The sequence below is a fragment of the Companilactobacillus mindensis DSM 14500 genome (assembly GCF_001434275.1).
Classification (GTDB): Bacteria; Bacillota; Bacilli; order Lactobacillales; family Lactobacillaceae; genus Companilactobacillus; species Companilactobacillus mindensis.
Genome location: NZ_AZEZ01000069.1, coordinates 21,777 through 37,685 on the forward strand (window position 1 = coordinate 21,777; position 15,909 = coordinate 37,685).

The window sequence follows — 15,909 nt, forward strand, 5'->3', positions numbered from 1 at the left end:
CTGGATCTTTTTTTTCTTCTTAATCTGAATAGCCATCAAGAATCTTTTCAAGTTGAGCCTTGTTGTGGAAACCAGTTAGCTTTTCAACAACTTCGCCATCTTTTTTAATGATCAAAGTAGGAATAGCCATAATTCCAAAGTCTTTAGGTGTATTAGGATTTGCATCCACGTCCATCTTCAAGAACTTAACGGAATCATCATTCTCTGACAATTCTTCGATTACAGGTGATTGCATACGACACGGACCACACCAAGTTGCCCAAAAGTCTACAAGTACGACACCATCTTTAGTTTCTTCTGTAAAATCTTTATCTGTTACTTCATCAACCATTTTATTCACTCCTTTTTAACTAGTAGAATCTTAGCATTAATTGCTCACAATCTAAAATATTCTGTCTTATTATAGATCAACGATTGTTGCTCCAGAACCACCTGAACTTGCGGGTGCATAGCCAAATGATTTTACTCGAGGATTTCTTTGCAAATAGTTAGTAACGCCTTTTCTAATTACTCCAGTACCAAAGCCATGGACGATGGTTACTTGGTTGTAACCGGCTAACAAGGCTGAATCAATGTATTGATCCAATTCAGTCATTGCTTCTTCGTAACGTTTACCACGTAGATCCAACTTGCTCGACAAACCTGAACTCTTAGTCCGACGAACCATAGTTGGCTTCTTCTCTGGTTCTGGTTCAGCGTTTTGAACCTTCTCTAAGTCGTCAGCACTGAATTTCATCTTCAAGATACCTAGTTGCACATCGAATTGACCATTCTTATCTTTACGAACGATCGTTCCAATTTGGTCGTAAGACAATGTCTTAACGCTGTCGCCGACTTTTAATTGTTGACGACGTTTGTTGCGACGCAAAACTTTGTTCTTCTTAATAGCTTCGTCTTGGTGCAAGTTCTTCAAACCAGTCTTAGCTGAAATGATCTGATCTTCTTTGACCGCCACACCATCTTGTTCAAGTTTGCGTAAACGTTCAACGATCTTGTCGGATTCTCTTCTAGCCTTAGCTACGATTTGATTAGCTCGTACTTTGGCTGCTTGGATTTCAGAATTTTTCGATTTATCAAGATTGTCAGCTTTTTCTTCATAATTCTTTTGAACGCTCTTATTCTTGTCCAATTGAATCTTCAACTGATCATTCTTCTGTTCAAATTCTTTACGACGATTCTCAAGATCGGCAATCATATTGTTCAAGTCTTGACTCTCGCCATCCATCAACGACTGTCCACGTTCAACAACTGAGCGGTCCATTCCTAAACGAGCAGCAATATTGAAGGCATTACTTGCACCAGGAATACCGATCAACAGCCGATACGTTGGTTTAAGCGACTTGTCGTCAAATTCCATACTGGCGTTGATCGTCTCTGGCGTATTGTAAGCAAAAACTTTCAACTCAGGATAGTGAGTCGTAGCCATGATGTAACAGTTCGACTTAGCTAAACGTTCCAAAATAGCGATCGCAATAGCAGCACCTTCTTGGGGATCAGTTCCGGCACCTAGTTCATCGATTAAAACTAAACTGTGCTCTGAAACTTTGTGGATGATATTAATAATATTATCCATGTGTGAGGAGAAAGTACTCAAGTTTTGTTCAATTGACTGTTCATCACCGATATCAACGAAAACTTCATCAAAGACCGCTACTTCACTCTCTTCACGAGCTGGGATAAAGAGTCCGGCTTGGGCCATCAGTTGAATCAAACCTAAAGTTTTCATCGTGATAGTTTTACCACCAGTATTCGGACCGGTGATCAACATCGTCTTGTATCCATCCCCCATGCGAATATCATTAGCTACGACCTTGTCTGGGTCGATTAGAGGGTGTTTTGCGTTATGTAGGTTAACTATATGATCATCCGAAATAATTGGCTCAGTGGCCTTTATTTCCTTAGCATACTTAGCTTTAGCATTGATTAGGTCAAATTGAGCTAAAACTTCGTTGTTTTTAACGATCTCGTCGATCTCAGGACGTACTAAATTAGACAAGTTGTTGAGGATTCTGATCTCTTCAGACTTCTCAGAAACCTGTGCTTCATGCAACTGGTTGTTCAAACCAACTACCGCTTGAGGCTCGATATACAAAGTCTGTCCACTGGCACTTTGGTCGTGAACTACACCACCGAACTTGGCCTTGTACTCAGTCTTAACCGGGATAACAAAACGGTCATCACGCAAAGTCACAATCGCTTCGGTCAAATACTTAGTGTTTTTACCACGTGTATATTGACCCATAGCTTCTCTGATCTGGTCATTGTATCGACTGATACGCGTTCTGATGTATTTCAAGTCATCAGAAGCTGTGTCGAGCACACGTCCAGTATCATCCAAAGACCGAGCAATCCGTTTCGTCAAAGCTGGATTGTCGATCAAGTTGTCATTCAGATCGTAAAGTTGACGCAAGTCTAATTGTTCATCTTTTAAAGTTTCAAAAAATTCTTTTAATTCACTGGTATTTTGGAGCACTTGGCCAATTTGAGCCAATTCTGTTCCATTTAAATTACCGTCTTTTTTCAAACGGTTAGCTTGGTCGTGTAGATCAGCTAATTTTCTAACCGGGATTTCACCCTTAATACGGATAATATCGGCTCCATCTTTGGTTTGATCGATCAATCTTTGAACGATCGATTCAACCGACATCGGCATTAATTTATGTAAGAGAGTTTTCCCGCGCGTTGTGATCAGATATTTGGCAATTTCAGCTTTGATCTTGTCAAATTCCAATACTTTCAAAGCTTTATTATTCATAAATCTCTCCTAATTGCAAAATAAGGCTGAAACATCACGTCTCAGCCTCAAGTTTTTTAAACGGCTCCAATCCATAGACGACTAAGTTCAGCCGTAAGGACCGGCGTACTTTTAATCATCGCTGAAGCCACAAATGAATGTTGCAAAGCATGTTGTATACCTGATACTGGAATCATTGCCAAGATCAACAGTGCCATAAATATGGCAACGTATGTGACAACTAATCCAATAATTCCTCCGCTCAAGAGGTTGATATCATTGTACATTGGAAAATAAGTGAGTCGTTTGAAATACAGACCCACGAATCTGACAATGATCCAGCCAATAAAACAGATAAAGATAAAAGCAAAGGCACGGTAAAATGCATTGTCTAGTTCCATACCAACTTTTGTTGAGAAAAAGGCAAATTCACTGCCCAAATTTGCAGAAGGATAAGGCACAATCATTTCAAACTTTGGCCCTAAACCTTGAAAAGATACTAATGCCAAACAAAAGAACAGTGCATATCCGACTGCATAGAATACCTCCATGGCTAATCCACGGCGGGCACCAATATAAAAACCATAAATCAAAAGTAAAATAAGTAACAGACTAAGCATTATTTCCCCTTACTTCAATCATGCTAAAAAAGCGAATTTGTAAATCATACTGACGATGTATTCCAAAAACAATCAAACGATTGGCTTACGCCAATCGTTAATTTTTTAGCTATTCATCATCGTCACTTGTGAAGGTATTCAAAACTTCTTGAACCATGTCCCATTCCTCGGGATCATCGATTGGATTCAATTCTCCAGCATCAACGTCGCCGTTTTCGTCTGGTGAGAATGAAAATGCTTGGATCTCAATTTCATCAGAGTCTTCTGATGCCTTTGGATATAGAAATACATATGATTTACCATAATCATCTGATTCGAAAGTAAAGAGAATCTTGAAGACTTCTTCATTACCTTGGTCATCACTTAAAATAACTTCGTCTAAATCTTTTGGTGGTTGTTTTTCACTCATAATATCACCTTAATTTCGTGTTAGTTTGCCTTTAGCATCGAGATAATTTTGGAGGATCATCTCAGCGGCAATCTTATCGATAACTTTCTTTCGTTTTTTGCGAGATACGTCAGCTTCATTGATCAACATTCTTTCAGCTTGAACTGTTGTTAAACGTTCATCAATAAAATCTGTTGGCAAATGAAATCTGTCTTCGACCATTTTGCCATACTCACGAGATTTTTCGACTCTTGGACCTTCAGTATTATTCATATTTTTGGGCAAACCAAGAACTACACCTGTGGGTTGTTTCTCTTTGATGATCTCACCTAAGCGATCCAAACCAAATTCTTTTTTATCCTCATTGATACGAATAATCTCCACTCCCTGAGCTGTCCAGCCTAATAGATCGCTGCAAGCAACTCCGACAGTTCGTGAACCAACATCTAATCCTAATAATCTCATTTATTTACCTTGATTGAGATAACTCTTAACTAATTCTTCAATTATCTCGTCTCTTTCATGTTTCAAAATTAAATTACGGGCATCGTTGTGTCGTGGAATATATGCAGGATCACCAGAAAGAAGATATCCAACGATTTGGTTAATTGGATTATATCCCTTTTCCTCTAGTGATTGATAAACACTTTGCAATGTTTCTTTGACATCTTTGCCTTTATTTTCATTAAAGTCAAAACTCATAGTTTTATCAAGTGAACTCATGGCAAACCTCCGTATAACTAAATTTAAGTGACCGAAAAGCCTCAGCTCAATTATAGCCCACTTTAATAAGATTTAATAATATCTTTAGCTAATTGTAACGCATTTGTTAAACCAGCCGGATTCTTACCACCAGCTTGCGCCATATCAGGACGGCCACCGCCGCCACCTTGAATTTCCTTAGATATTTTCTTAATTAAATCTCCAGCCTTAACTCCTTTGGCTTGGGCTTCCTTTGTAACTGCAACGACTAGACTAGCCTTGTTGTCTCCACTAGCTCCGAGAACTAAGATATCAGACTTGTTGTCGTTCTTCCAGTTATCTGCTAATTGACGCAAAGTTGCCATGTCGGCCGGAATAATGTTTGAAATAACCTTGTAACCGTTGATATCTTCAACATTGTCAAAGACCTCAGCTGATTTTTGACTTGTAAGTTGAGTCTTTAGGTTTTGGTTATCACGTTTCAATGCTTTGATCTCGTCAACCATTTGACTAGCTCTAGCAGGAACATCTTTCAATTGGTTAACTTTCATATTGCTTGCTGTTTGTTGCAATGTTTGTAATTGTTCATTCAAGTACTTGAATGCTTCTTCACCAGTAACAGCTTCAATTCTTCTCGTACCGGAACCGATAGCTGATTCAGAAGTGATCTTGAAGAGTCCTAATTCGGATGTGTTGCGGGCGTGAGTACCACCACAGAATTCAGTTGAGAAGTCATCGATTTCAACGACACGAACGAAGTCGCCATACTTTTCACTGAACAAGGCAATAGCACCCTTCTTCTTCTTAGCTTCTTCAATTGGCAAGACTTCTGTCTTAACTGGAATAGCAGCCCAGATCTTTTCGTTGACGATCTTTTCAAGTTGACTGATTTGGTCAGCTGTCAAAGCAGCATTGCTGTTGAAGTCGAAACGAAGATAATCTGGTTCAACTAATGATCCAGCTTGGTGAGTTCTAGCACTGACAACGTCACGCAAAGCTTGATCCAACAAGTGAGTTGCGGTGTGATTGTGGCGAACTTTTTCACGGAAATCAACATCGATCTCAAGCTTATATTCAGCTCCAGCGGAAATTTCTGACATCACATTTACTAAGTGAATGTTTTGGCCATTTGGTGCGTGTTGAACATCGACTACTTCAGCAACTTGGTTGCCCTTGAGGTCGTAAATATTACCAGCATCAGCCACTTGACCACCCATTTCAGCATAGAAAGGAGTTGTGTCAAAAATAAGTTGAGCTTGGCCTTCAGAGATTGATTTGACTTCTTTATCATCAGCAACAATATCAGTCAATTTACTTGTTGTTTCATTGTGGTCATAACCAACGAATTCACTAGGTGTCTTGATTTCCATCAAAGTTTCATCTTGCATACCCATTGATTGAAGATTACCACGGGCATCACGAGCACGTTGCTTTTGAGCTTCCATGTTTGCCTTGAAACCATCTTCATCAACTGACAAACCTTCATCTTCAGCATATTCGCGAGTAAGTTCCATTGGGAAACCATAAGTATCGTAAAGCTTGAAGGCATTGGCACCGTCGATAACAGTTTGGTCTTTCTTACGAAGATCGGCAATTACACCGTTAAGCAAAGCAAGACCGGCATCGAGTGTTTCTGAGAAACGTTTTTCTTCTTGTTGAATTGTTTTAGCAATGAAGTCTTGTTGTTGAGTAACTTCTGGATAGTAGCTTTCCATGATTGAACCAACGATTGGCACTAATCTGTAAAGGAATGGTCCGTTGATACCTAACTTCTTACCATTTAGAACTGCACGTCTTATAAGGCGTCTGATAACATATCCACGACCTTCATTTGAAGGCAAAGCTCCGTCACCGATAGCAAAGGAAACTGAACGAGCGTGATCAGCGATGATCTTGAATGAGATATCATCTTCAGCGTTGTCGCCGTATTTCTTGCCGCAAAGTGAACCAACATCTTCGATCAAAGGCATGAACAAGTCAGTTTCAAAGTTAGTCTTAGTGCCTTGAATAATTGATACTAGACGTTCTAGGCCTAGACCCGTATCAATGTTTTTATGTGGTTGTTCAACGTATTGACCATTTGGCAAGTGGTTCAATTCTGAGAACACGATGTTCCAAACTTCAAGGTAACGTTCGTTTTCGCCACCAGGATAGTTTTCAGGATCGTCTTCAGCCAAATTATTGAATGATTGACCACGGTCGTAGAAAATTTCAGAATCGGGACCACAAGGACCTTCACCGATATCCCAGAAGTTGTCTTCATCTTTTAAAATATGGTCGGCAGGAATTCCCACTTCAGCCCATAATTTTTGAGTTTCTGTATCCTTAGGATAAGTAGTAACGTACATCTTTTCCTTATCCATACCGATCCAGTCAGGACTTGTTAAGAATTCAAAAGCCCAAGGAATAACTTCTTTCTTGAAGTAATCACCAACCGAAAAGTTACCCATCATTTCAAAGAATGTTTGGTGACGAGCAGTCTTTCCGACGTTTTCAATATCATTAGTTCTGATACATTTTTGAGCACTGGTGATACGTGGATTCTTTGGCACAACTGTACCATCGAAGTATTTCTTCATTGTAGCAACACCAGAGTTGATCCAAAGCAAAGTTGGGTCATCTTGTGGAACTAATGGAGCACTAGGTTCAATGATGTGACCTTTAGATTGGAAAAAGTCTAAAAACATCTTTCTTATTTCAGCACTTGATAAATTTTTCATTCTATCTCCCCACGAAAAACGAAAAATCGCTGCAACTCCAAGGACGCCCATGCGCGGTACCACCTTGTTTGCAACGATTTTCGTTAGCCTCTCAAATATATTATTATATACAATTTATAATTGGCAGCATCTTTATATTGAACAATTAGGCATTCTCACCAAGCAGCCTTCTCTGAAAATGTTCAGTATAAGATATATCCAAGGAAAATATTAACCATCAACTTAAAAATTGTCAATATTTAAAAAACTTTACTAATTATTTTTCTTTCGTCTTGCGTCACGTTCTTGACGACGATTTTGTCTGATCTTGATCTTTCTTTGTTGGCGATGTTCTTCATTAATTGCTTGCTTGATCTTCTTCTTGTAACCAGGCTTCTTCTTAGTCTTTTGTTTCTTAACGAAACCGACTAATTTAGTATCAAGTTTTTCTTGATCAGCCTTACGATTGATTCGACGGTCACGTTCAACAGCATCAACGATCTCACCGTTCTTGATATCTTTAGGCTTAAACTTGATGCCCATGTGTTCGATCTCAGCAACGCGATTTTCTTCACCAGGTTCATAGAAAGTAATCGCTGTACCGGACATCTTGTTACGACCAGTTCTTCCGATACGGTGAATCAAGAAGTCCAAGTCAGTTGGGATTTCAGCATTGATAACGTGGGATACACCATTGATATCAATTCCACGTGCAGCCAAGTCAGTTGCAATTACGAATTGATATTCCATGTTTTCAACTTGTTTCATCGTGCGTTTACGTTCACGTGGAGTCAAGCCACCATGAATTCTAGCAACCTTTAATCCCTTACCACGTAAGTAGTTGTAGATCTCATCAACTGTCTTCTTAGTATTAGCGAACACTAAGACCAAGTATGGTTCACCGATTGTCATCAATTGATAGATGATCTCTTTTTTATCGCGACCGTGCGTAAACATCAACCAGTTATCGACGTTCTTAGGAATGATCGTTCCATTGTTGATCTCTACTCGTTGTGGTCCGTGCATGTATTTCTTCAAAAATGGTTCTAGCTTTTGAGGAATCGTAGCGGAGAAGACCATCATCTCACGGTCTTCTGGCAATTTGTTAGTGATGTGATCGACATCATCCAAGAATCCCATATCAAGTGTCATATCAGCTTCATCGACAACGTATCTTTGAACATTTTCAACGTGCAAATCATTTTCACGGATCAAATCCCAAAGTCTACCTGGAGTACCAATAGCAATTTGTGGTTGGTGAGCTTCAAGCTTTCTCTTTTGACGTTCACGATCAGAACCACCAACGAAGATAAACGCATTGTATTCTTCTGGATAGTTCTTCAAGATATCTTGAGTATCATTATAAATTTGGTATGCCAATTCTCTACTTGGTGTAGCGATCAAGAGTTGAACTTCTTGATCCTTTGTCAAAGCATTCATTGCTGGCAACAAGAATGCGTGTGTTTTACCGGAACCTGTTTCAGATTGCACAATAATATCTTTTTTCTTATTGACCAAAGAAATTACGGCTTCTTGAACCTTAGTTGGTTCCTCAAAATGTATTTCTTTTAATGATTTATTGATTGCATCATTAAAGTTGTATTGTGAAAATTTAGTCATCTATTCACCCTTCTGATTGTAGTTCTTAACAATTTCCTTTAGCTCTTCAAACATTTGTTTCACTTCATCAAGATCCTTAGCGGTAGCTCCACTAGCTAGTGGGTGTCCACCACCATCATGTCTTTTAGCCAATTCGTTGATCACAGCACCTTGGGAACGCAAGTGCATTCTAAATGTGCCGTCATCCTTTTGAATAGCTTCCATCCATGATTGGACTTCCTTCAAGCGACCGGGAGTTGAAACAACTGAGTTAGCTTGTTCTTGGTTGATATCTAATTTCTTCATCAGATCCAAATCGATCACCGCATAAGCAGCTCCAGATTCGTCAATATTCAAGATGTCATAGATAAAGCCTTGTAACTTAGCTTGCTTCAAGCTCACTTCGTTCATTTTATTATTGATAGCAGCTGTATCAACGCCTAAAGCGATGCACTTGCCGCCAACTTCCATCGTGTGTTGAGTCGTTGAAGGATACAAGAATCTTCCTGTATCGCCGACGATCCCAGCGTAAAGATAATAAGCAACTTCTTTAGTCAATTTTAGTTCTGAGCTGCTTTCGATCAAGTCAGCAATGATCTCAGAACTAGAACTAGCATCAGTATCAACGAATAATTGATCTCCGTATGCATCATCATTAGGATGATGATCGATCTTGATCAAGAATGCTCCATCATCAAAACGTTGATCGTCAATTCTTGGTTGATTGGCAGTATCAGTCACAATAACCAATGCATCTTGGTAGTCGGCATCAGTTACTTCTTGGGCTGTGGAAAGCCATTTGAGGCCTTCCGTATCGTTACCACCCATCAATACTTCTTTGTTTGGAAATGCTTGGCGAATTGTTGTTGCTAAACCAGCTTGTGATCCTAAAGCATCAGGATCTGGGTTTTGATGACGTAAGATAATAATCTTATCATATTTTTTAATTGTTGCAATTATTTCGGCAAAGCTATTCATCAGTTGTCCTCCTTATAAGACAAATTCAAAGATACCTCTTCATAAGATAGTGGATCTAAATTAGTAATCGTGATTCCTAATAAACGAATCTTTTGATCAGTCACCTTTAATTTATCATAAATATCCCTCGCAACACGATATATTTCCGTTTTTGTTTGGACATAATCTTGAAAACTCATCCGTTTGGTAATCGTTTCAAAGTCCGAGTTTCGTAATTTTAGGACAACTGTCTTGCCATGTTGACGCTGTTTCTTTAAATCTTGACTGACCTTCTGCGCCAACCGTTCCAACTCAGAATTGATCTGTTCGTCAGTCACTAAGTTTCTATTATAAGTGCTCTCCCGACCGATCGACTTACGCAACCGATGCCCTTCAACTGGCGAATCATCGATTCCATGGATTCGTTTATAAATTACGTAACCCATTTTACCAAAACGCTTTAAGAATTCATCTTGGTCAACTTTTTGCAGATCAGCACCAGTATAAATGTCCATGTCGTGCAATTTTTGTTGCATCGCTTTACCAATGCCATTGAACTTTTCGATCGGTATCGGTTTGAGAAATTCTTTAGCATACTTGCCCAAAATAATCGTGCGACCAAATGGTTTACGATAATCCGAAGCCATTTTGGCCAAAAACTTATTGTATGAAATTCCCACTGAACAAGTTAAATGCGTTTCTTTCACGATTCTTTGTTGAATATAGTTGGCAAGCTTGATCGTATTTGGCTCGTGCAATTTATTTTTCGTCACATCCAAATACGTTTCATCCAAAGCTACTGTCTGATAATTGTCGGTCACATCACCAAAAATATCATGGATCTGGTCGGAAACTTGGCGATACAGATCAAAATGCGGCGGTGTGATGACTAACTTTTTCTTTGGAATCAAATCGACTGCTTGTTGGACAGGCATGGCTGAATGAGCACCGTATTTTCGAGCGTTGTAATTTGCCGTCGTGACCACGCCATGATGATTGTGTTTGCGCGGATCTTGGGCAACTATCAAACACTTTTTCTTATACTCGGGATGTTCGCGTTCTTCCACTGAAGCGAAAAAAGCATCCATGTCAACATGGATGATTTTTCGATTTTCTTCAATTTTAATTGGTATTTTTAAAAAGATGGATTAACACCGCCTTTAGTCCCAAATCCAAGAATTACCATCACGTTCGAGTAGCATTTCAGCTGAATCAGGACCCATAGTTCCACTGATATAGTTAGGAAAATCAGCTTTTTGACTGTCCCAACGTTCTCTGATTGAATCGATGTACTTCCAAGTACTTCTGAGTTCGTCCCAAAGCGTAAAGTGAACTCGATTACCAGATAAAATATCGATAATCAGGCTTTCGTAAGCCTCACAAGCCTTAGTGAATTCAGGTTCTTCAGGGAACTTAATGAAGTCTTGACCTGACTCCTTATAGTCGATGCCATTGATCAAAATGCTGTGATCATTAGTTCTTTCAATCAAAAGAGTTAAGACTGTATTAGGTTTGATACCTAATTCTGAAACTTTTTCGTTGAAGACAATGTCAATTCTGGAAGCCTTGTTAGGCATTCTCTTACCAGAACGAACGTAAAATGGCACTCCACTCCAACGTTTTGAATTGAATTCAACTTTACCAGCTGTGAAAGTTTCAATTTGTGAATCTTCGGCAACTTTATCCTCTTGGCGATAAGCCTTTTCGTCACCTAATTCATCAGTATCATATTGACCACGAACAAAGTTTTTATCAACCTCTTCAGGAGTCAAATTCTTCAAACTAGCAAATAGATCGCACTTGTTTTTGTGAATAACTCCAGCGTCCTTTGCTTCAGGATCGTCACTGGCAATCGAACCGATAATTTGCATGATGTGATTTTGAACCATATCACGTAAAACGCCGGCCGTTTCGTAGTAGCCACCACGATCTTCAACACCTAATGATTCGGCCAAAGTTACTTGAATATTGGAAACATATTTGTTATTCAAAGCTGCTTCGAATTTAGGATTATTAGCGCGGATATTAGGAATATCTTGGATCATTTCTTTTCCAAGGTAGTGATCGATCCGATAAATATCATCCTCAGGGAAAGCTTTTGAAATATTGCCATTCAACTCGCAAGCTGAATCTAGATCACGACCGAAAGGCTTTTCAATAACCAAACGGTTGTAACCATCTTTAGTCTTCAAACCTTCTGAATTCAAGTGTTCAGCCACAGTTCCGAAGAATCTAGGTGCAATAGCCATGTAGTAAACGCGATTGTGACCAGCCTCAAATTGGTCGTCCAGTTTAGCTGCAAGGTTCTTCAAGGCGATGTAATGTTCAGAATCATTAACATCGTGTGATTGATAGAAGAAGTGTTTAGCAAACTCCTCCATAATTTTCTTGTCATCATCAAAGCTTTCTTCTAGAGAAGTGATAACAGTACCACGGAAATAGTCATCACTCCAAGGACGACGAGCAGTTCCAATGACGGCAAAGTGATCCTTTAGTAATCCCGTTTTGTACAATCGGAATAAAGAAGGATATAGCTTACGGTGAGCCAAATCCCCAGAACCGCCAAATATAATAAAAATCGCTGATTTTTCTGTATCCATTTTAAACTCCTTTGAAAGCATCATGTACTTATATTTTACAACATGAATTATTAAAGTTCTGCATTAATGACCTATTATTTTTTCAATACTTTATTTAACGTGAACATTTTTCAAACCACGTGTTGAGAACAGTGAAAATATTACTCCTTAGAGTACGCTTTAAGGCAAATAATAACCTCTAGTTTGATTGATAAATTTCAAAGACAAAAGCAGGAGTTGTTTAAATATGCCGCCTTCCGATCAAAAGCTGATTGGCTGGAACGTAGTGAGCACGACTTGGAGCCGATTTAAAAATCGTCTTCAAGCTCGGCAGTAATCTAAGCCAGCACAGTACGCTAGCTAAGATTAAACCACTACTTAGCCCATCAGCTTTTGCTCTCCAGGCTAGAATTTTCGTTGTTTAGTTGTTATGTACAGTATTTGAGTAAAAATTATCAATGGTACAAATATAGTTTTAAGTATAAAGAAGGTTGTAATTTCTAGGTTTATGGTTCTTCTCATATTTAGTTGCATAAAGTTAATAAATATAAAAGCTGACTACCCAATATTTTGGATAATTCATTTTTGTTAACTAATCAATTTTAAAAAGAATTCGTTTATTAAAAATTACGTTTTTTCTTATTTCTATTAAAAGATATTCAATATTTAATAAAACAGCCTATATTAATATCTTAAAACTCTCAATCCTTGAATCCACCAGAACTTCATGGAAGACGGCAGTGAACCAGTGCACAAAAAAAGATTGAAACCAAACCAGTGGTCTCAATCAATTAAATAACTATTTTGTTTCTTCTTTTGTATCATCTTTAGCATCGTCAGCAGCCCTTGGTTCTTCTGATTCAGCAGCTTTGTCAGCTGTGTCCTCAGCTTTTGGTGCCTCTTCTTTAGCATCATCAGCCTTGTCTGATTTAGCAGCAGGTTTAACAGCATCAGTTGTAGCACCTGATTCAGCGCGACGAATAAAGTTCAAGTCGAATGTTAAGTAAATTCCGTCACAGTCAACAACAACTTCTTTCTTTTCACGGTCGATGTTGTTAACGACACCCTTAATACCACCAAGAGTAACGACCTTGTCACCCTTTTGCATGCCTTTAAGCATTTCTTGACGTTTTTGTTGTTGTTTCTTTTGTGGACGAATGGATAGGAAGTACATACCAACGAACATAATAACGACGAAGATAATAAGTCCCATTGATCCACCAGCACCAGTACCAGCGGCACCTAATGTAAGTATATTCAAATTTTCCACCTCTTAATAATTTGCATAAGTATAGAATAACAAAGATTTTACTCTGTTACCATACCAGTAGTTTTTTCTTATCAAAATATTCTAAAATTTCTTAGCGTTTTCTTTATTGAAACCATAGTCTTCAAAAACATGTTCTCTGAACTCTAGTAAGTTGTCGTCTTTGATTGCTTGACGAACGCCCTTCATCAAATTCAACAAGAAGTAAAGGTTATGGTAAGTCGTCAAGTGCGTTCCGAACAATTCGTCAGCGTTCAATAAGTGGCGGATGTACGCTCTTGAATAGTTGCGACAAACGTAACAATCACAGTTGTCATCAATTGGGCCAAAGTCACGTGCGTAACTAGCATTCTTAACGACTAAGCGGCCGTGGCTGGTCATACATGTACCATTTCTAGCAATTCTTGTTGGCAAGACGCAGTCAAACATATCGACGCCGCGAATGACGCCATCGATCAATGAGTCAGCCGTGCCGACGCCCATCAAGTAACGTGGTTTGTTTTCTGGCAAGAATGGTGTCGTAAAGTCTAATACACGGTTCATTTCATCCTTAGACTCACCAACGGAAAGTCCCCCGATCGAATAACCAGGGAAATCCATACTTACAAGATCTTGCGCACTTTGTTTACGCAGATCCTTAAAACCAGCGCCTTGAACGATACCAAACAGTGCTTGCCAGTCAGGATTGCGGTGAGCTTCTAGTCCACGTTCAGCCCAGCGGCTTGTTCTGGCAACAGACTTTTTGATGTAGTCATAGCTTTCAAAGAATGGTGGACATTCATCCAAACTCATCATGATATCTGGTCCCAAGTAATTTTCGATCTTGATAGCTTTTTCAGGTGACAAGAATTCACGACGACCATTCAAATGGTTCTTAAAGTGAACTCCGGCTTCAGTGATGTCACGTGAATTTGCCAAAGAGAAGACTTGGAAACCACCCGAATCAGTCAAAATACCTTTATCCCAATTCATGAACTTGTGCAAGCCACCGGCCTCTTGAACGATGTCTTCACCGGGGCGCAACCACAAGTGATAAGTGTTAGCCAAGATGATTGTCGCACCGATCTTGTCGAGATCTTCTGGTGACATATTTTTAACCGTAGCTTCAGTTCCTACTGGCATAAAAATTGGTGTTTCAAAGGTACCGTGGGGGGTCTCTAACAATCCCAAACGCGCACCGGTATGTTTTTCTTTTTTTAATAATGTGTATTTAACAGCTGGTTCCATAAGTTTCCTCTACTTTATAAACATTGCGTCACCGAAACTGAAGAAACGATATTTTTCTTCAACGGCGTGGTGATAAGCATTTAAAATATTTTCACGACCAGTAAAGGCTGCGACAAGCATTACCAACGTGGACTTAGGCAAGTGGAAGTTGGTGATGAATTCATCGACGACTTTCCATTGATAGCCGGGTTTGATAAAGATATCTGTCCAACCAGAGTCAGCTTTGATCTCACCGTCAAACTTAGTTCCGATAGTTTCCAAAGTTCTGATTGAAGTAGTTCCGGTAGCGACGATCTTGCCGCCATTTTTCTTCACGTCGTTTAACGTCTTAGCGGATTCTTCATCCAAACGATAAAATTCGGAGTGCATGACGTGTTTATCAACATCAGTTTCAGTCACTGGTCTAAAAGTTCCTAGGCCAACGTGCAGTGTAACATAAACCAATTTAACGCCCTTGTCTTCGACCTTTTTCAAGAGTTCCTTTGTCCAGTGCAGACCCGCAGTTGGTGCAGCCGCTGAACCGTTCTCTTTGGCGTAAACAGTTTGATAGCGATCAGGATCATCAAGTTTTTCTTTAATGTATGGAGGTAGAGGCATTTCGCCTAATTGTTCCAAAATTTCCATAAAGATTCCTTGATAGTGGAATTCAATAATTTTGCCACCGTGTTCCAAATCTTCCAAAACTTCAGCTTCAAGTTGGCCATCGCCAAATTCAACTTTAGTTCCTACTTTGGCACGTTTAGCCGGCTTCATCAAAACTTCCCACTTGTCGCCTTCGATGTTGTTCAACAACAAGACTTCTTCGTGTCCGTCAGTGTCTTCTTTAGTACCGTATAAACGGGCAGGCAAAACACGTGAGTTGTTCATAACTAAAGCATCCCCTGGATTCAAATAATCCAAAATATCGTAGAAATGCTTATCTTGATATTCGCCAGTCTTCGAGTCTAAAACTAAGAGACGTGATTGGTCACGGTTCTTAATTGGCGTTTGGGCGATAAGTTCTTCGGGTAGATCGTAATCAAAATCTTCTGTTGATAGTGACATGTAAAACACTCCTTTTAATTCATGGTTTCAATAATTCTTTAGAATCGAGTAGGAGGTAACTTTTAATTACCGACCTCTCACACCACCGTACGT

The 15,909-nt window shown here is 39.3% G+C and carries 14 protein-coding genes; all 14 read right to left on the minus strand.

What is annotated here, in order from left to right; all coding sequences use genetic code 11:
• Positions 1-19 precede the first annotated feature (19 nt).
• A complete protein-coding gene (trxA, locus tag FD29_RS06290) occupies positions 20-331 on the minus strand; it encodes a thioredoxin (RefSeq protein ID WP_057888101.1) in 312 nt (103 codons plus the stop codon).
• 69 nt (positions 332-400) lie between these two features.
• A complete protein-coding gene (locus tag FD29_RS06295) occupies positions 401-2,755 on the minus strand; it encodes an endonuclease MutS2 (RefSeq protein WP_057888102.1) in 2,355 nt (784 codons plus the stop codon).
• A gap of 56 nt (positions 2,756-2,811) precedes the next feature.
• Positions 2,812-3,354 carry a CvpA family protein gene (locus tag FD29_RS06300; RefSeq protein ID WP_083477794.1) on the minus strand — a complete coding sequence of 181 codons (543 nt, stop codon included), beginning with the start codon at positions 3,352-3,354 and terminating at the stop codon, positions 2,812-2,814.
• A 109-nt stretch (positions 3,355-3,463) separates the two neighbouring features.
• Positions 3,464-3,763 (minus strand): DUF1292 domain-containing protein, encoded by a 300-nt coding sequence (locus FD29_RS06305; protein WP_057888103.1) that lies wholly within the window; start codon positions 3,761-3,763, stop codon positions 3,464-3,466.
• A gap of 9 nt (positions 3,764-3,772) precedes the next feature.
• On the minus strand, positions 3,773-4,207 hold the full coding sequence (ruvX, locus tag FD29_RS06310) for a Holliday junction resolvase RuvX (protein ID WP_057888104.1): 435 nt from the start codon (positions 4,205-4,207) through the stop codon (positions 3,773-3,775).
• Positions 4,208-4,465: an IreB family regulatory phosphoprotein gene (locus FD29_RS06315; RefSeq protein WP_010018752.1), complete on the minus strand. Its 258-nt coding sequence runs from the start codon at positions 4,463-4,465 to the stop codon at positions 4,208-4,210.
• Between the two features lie 62 nt (positions 4,466-4,527).
• Complete coding sequence (gene alaS, locus FD29_RS06320; RefSeq protein ID WP_057888113.1) at positions 4,528-7,164, minus strand: alanine--tRNA ligase; 2,637 nt, start codon at positions 7,162-7,164, stop codon at positions 4,528-4,530.
• Between the two features lie 252 nt (positions 7,165-7,416).
• The gene (locus tag FD29_RS06325; RefSeq protein WP_057888105.1) at positions 7,417-8,763 is read right to left on the minus strand and encodes a DEAD/DEAH box helicase; all 1,347 of its coding nucleotides are present in this window, start codon (positions 8,761-8,763) and stop codon (positions 7,417-7,419) included.
• Complete coding sequence (locus FD29_RS06330; RefSeq protein ID WP_057888106.1) at positions 8,764-9,720, minus strand: DHH family phosphoesterase; 957 nt, start codon at positions 9,718-9,720, stop codon at positions 8,764-8,766. It lies immediately after the preceding gene.
• Positions 9,720-10,844: a DNA polymerase IV gene (dinB, locus tag FD29_RS06335; protein ID WP_057888107.1), complete on the minus strand. Its 1,125-nt coding sequence runs from the start codon at positions 10,842-10,844 to the stop codon at positions 9,720-9,722. Before dinB ends, FD29_RS06330 begins: the two co-directional genes overlap by 1 nt.
• 15 nt (positions 10,845-10,859) lie before the next feature.
• Entirely contained in the window at positions 10,860-12,299 is a 1,440-nt protein-coding gene (zwf, locus tag FD29_RS06340; protein ID WP_057888108.1) for a glucose-6-phosphate dehydrogenase, read from the minus strand.
• 778 nt (positions 12,300-13,077) lie between these two features.
• A complete protein-coding gene (gene yajC / locus FD29_RS06345) occupies positions 13,078-13,539 on the minus strand; it encodes a preprotein translocase subunit YajC (RefSeq protein ID WP_235804269.1) in 462 nt (153 codons plus the stop codon).
• Between the two features lie 90 nt (positions 13,540-13,629).
• Complete coding sequence (gene tgt, locus FD29_RS06350) at positions 13,630-14,772, minus strand: tRNA guanosine(34) transglycosylase Tgt (RefSeq protein ID WP_057888109.1); 1,143 nt, start codon at positions 14,770-14,772, stop codon at positions 13,630-13,632.
• 9 nt (positions 14,773-14,781) lie between these two features.
• A complete protein-coding gene (gene queA, locus FD29_RS06355) occupies positions 14,782-15,816 on the minus strand; it encodes a tRNA preQ1(34) S-adenosylmethionine ribosyltransferase-isomerase QueA (protein ID WP_057888110.1) in 1,035 nt (344 codons plus the stop codon).
• Positions 15,817-15,909: the final 93 nt, after the last annotated feature.

Bases quoted from the DNA above. Each gene is read 5' to 3' on its own strand.
- FD29_RS06295 (WP_057888102.1), bottom strand. From the start codon at position 2,755: ATGAATAATAAAGCTTTGAAAGTATTGGAATTTGACAAGATCAAAGCT.
- ruvX (WP_057888104.1), bottom strand. From the start codon at position 4,207: ATGAGATTATTAGGATTAGATGTTGGTTCACGAACTGTCGGAGTTGCT.
- alaS (WP_057888113.1), bottom strand. From the start codon at position 7,164: ATGAAAAATTTATCAAGTGCTGAAATAAGAAAGATGTTTTTAGACTTT.
- FD29_RS06305 (WP_057888103.1), bottom strand. From the start codon at position 3,763: ATGAGTGAAAAACAACCACCAAAAGATTTAGACGAAGTTATTTTAAGT.
- FD29_RS06315 (WP_010018752.1), bottom strand. From the start codon at position 4,465: ATGAGTTCACTTGATAAAACTATGAGTTTTGACTTTAATGAAAATAAA.
- tgt (WP_057888109.1), bottom strand. From the start codon at position 14,772: ATGGAACCAGCTGTTAAATACACATTATTAAAAAAAGAAAAACATACC.
- FD29_RS06300 (WP_083477794.1), bottom strand. From the start codon at position 3,354: ATGCTTAGTCTGTTACTTATTTTACTTTTGATTTATGGTTTTTATATT.
- zwf (WP_057888108.1), bottom strand. From the start codon at position 12,299: ATGGATACAGAAAAATCAGCGATTTTTATTATATTTGGCGGTTCTGGG.
- FD29_RS06325 (WP_057888105.1), bottom strand. From the start codon at position 8,763: ATGACTAAATTTTCACAATACAACTTTAATGATGCAATCAATAAATCA.
- trxA (WP_057888101.1), bottom strand. From the start codon at position 331: ATGGTTGATGAAGTAACAGATAAAGATTTTACAGAAGAAACTAAAGAT.
- queA (WP_057888110.1), bottom strand. From the start codon at position 15,816: ATGTCACTATCAACAGAAGATTTTGATTACGATCTACCCGAAGAACTT.
- FD29_RS06330 (WP_057888106.1), bottom strand. From the start codon at position 9,720: ATGAATAGCTTTGCCGAAATAATTGCAACAATTAAAAAATATGATAAG.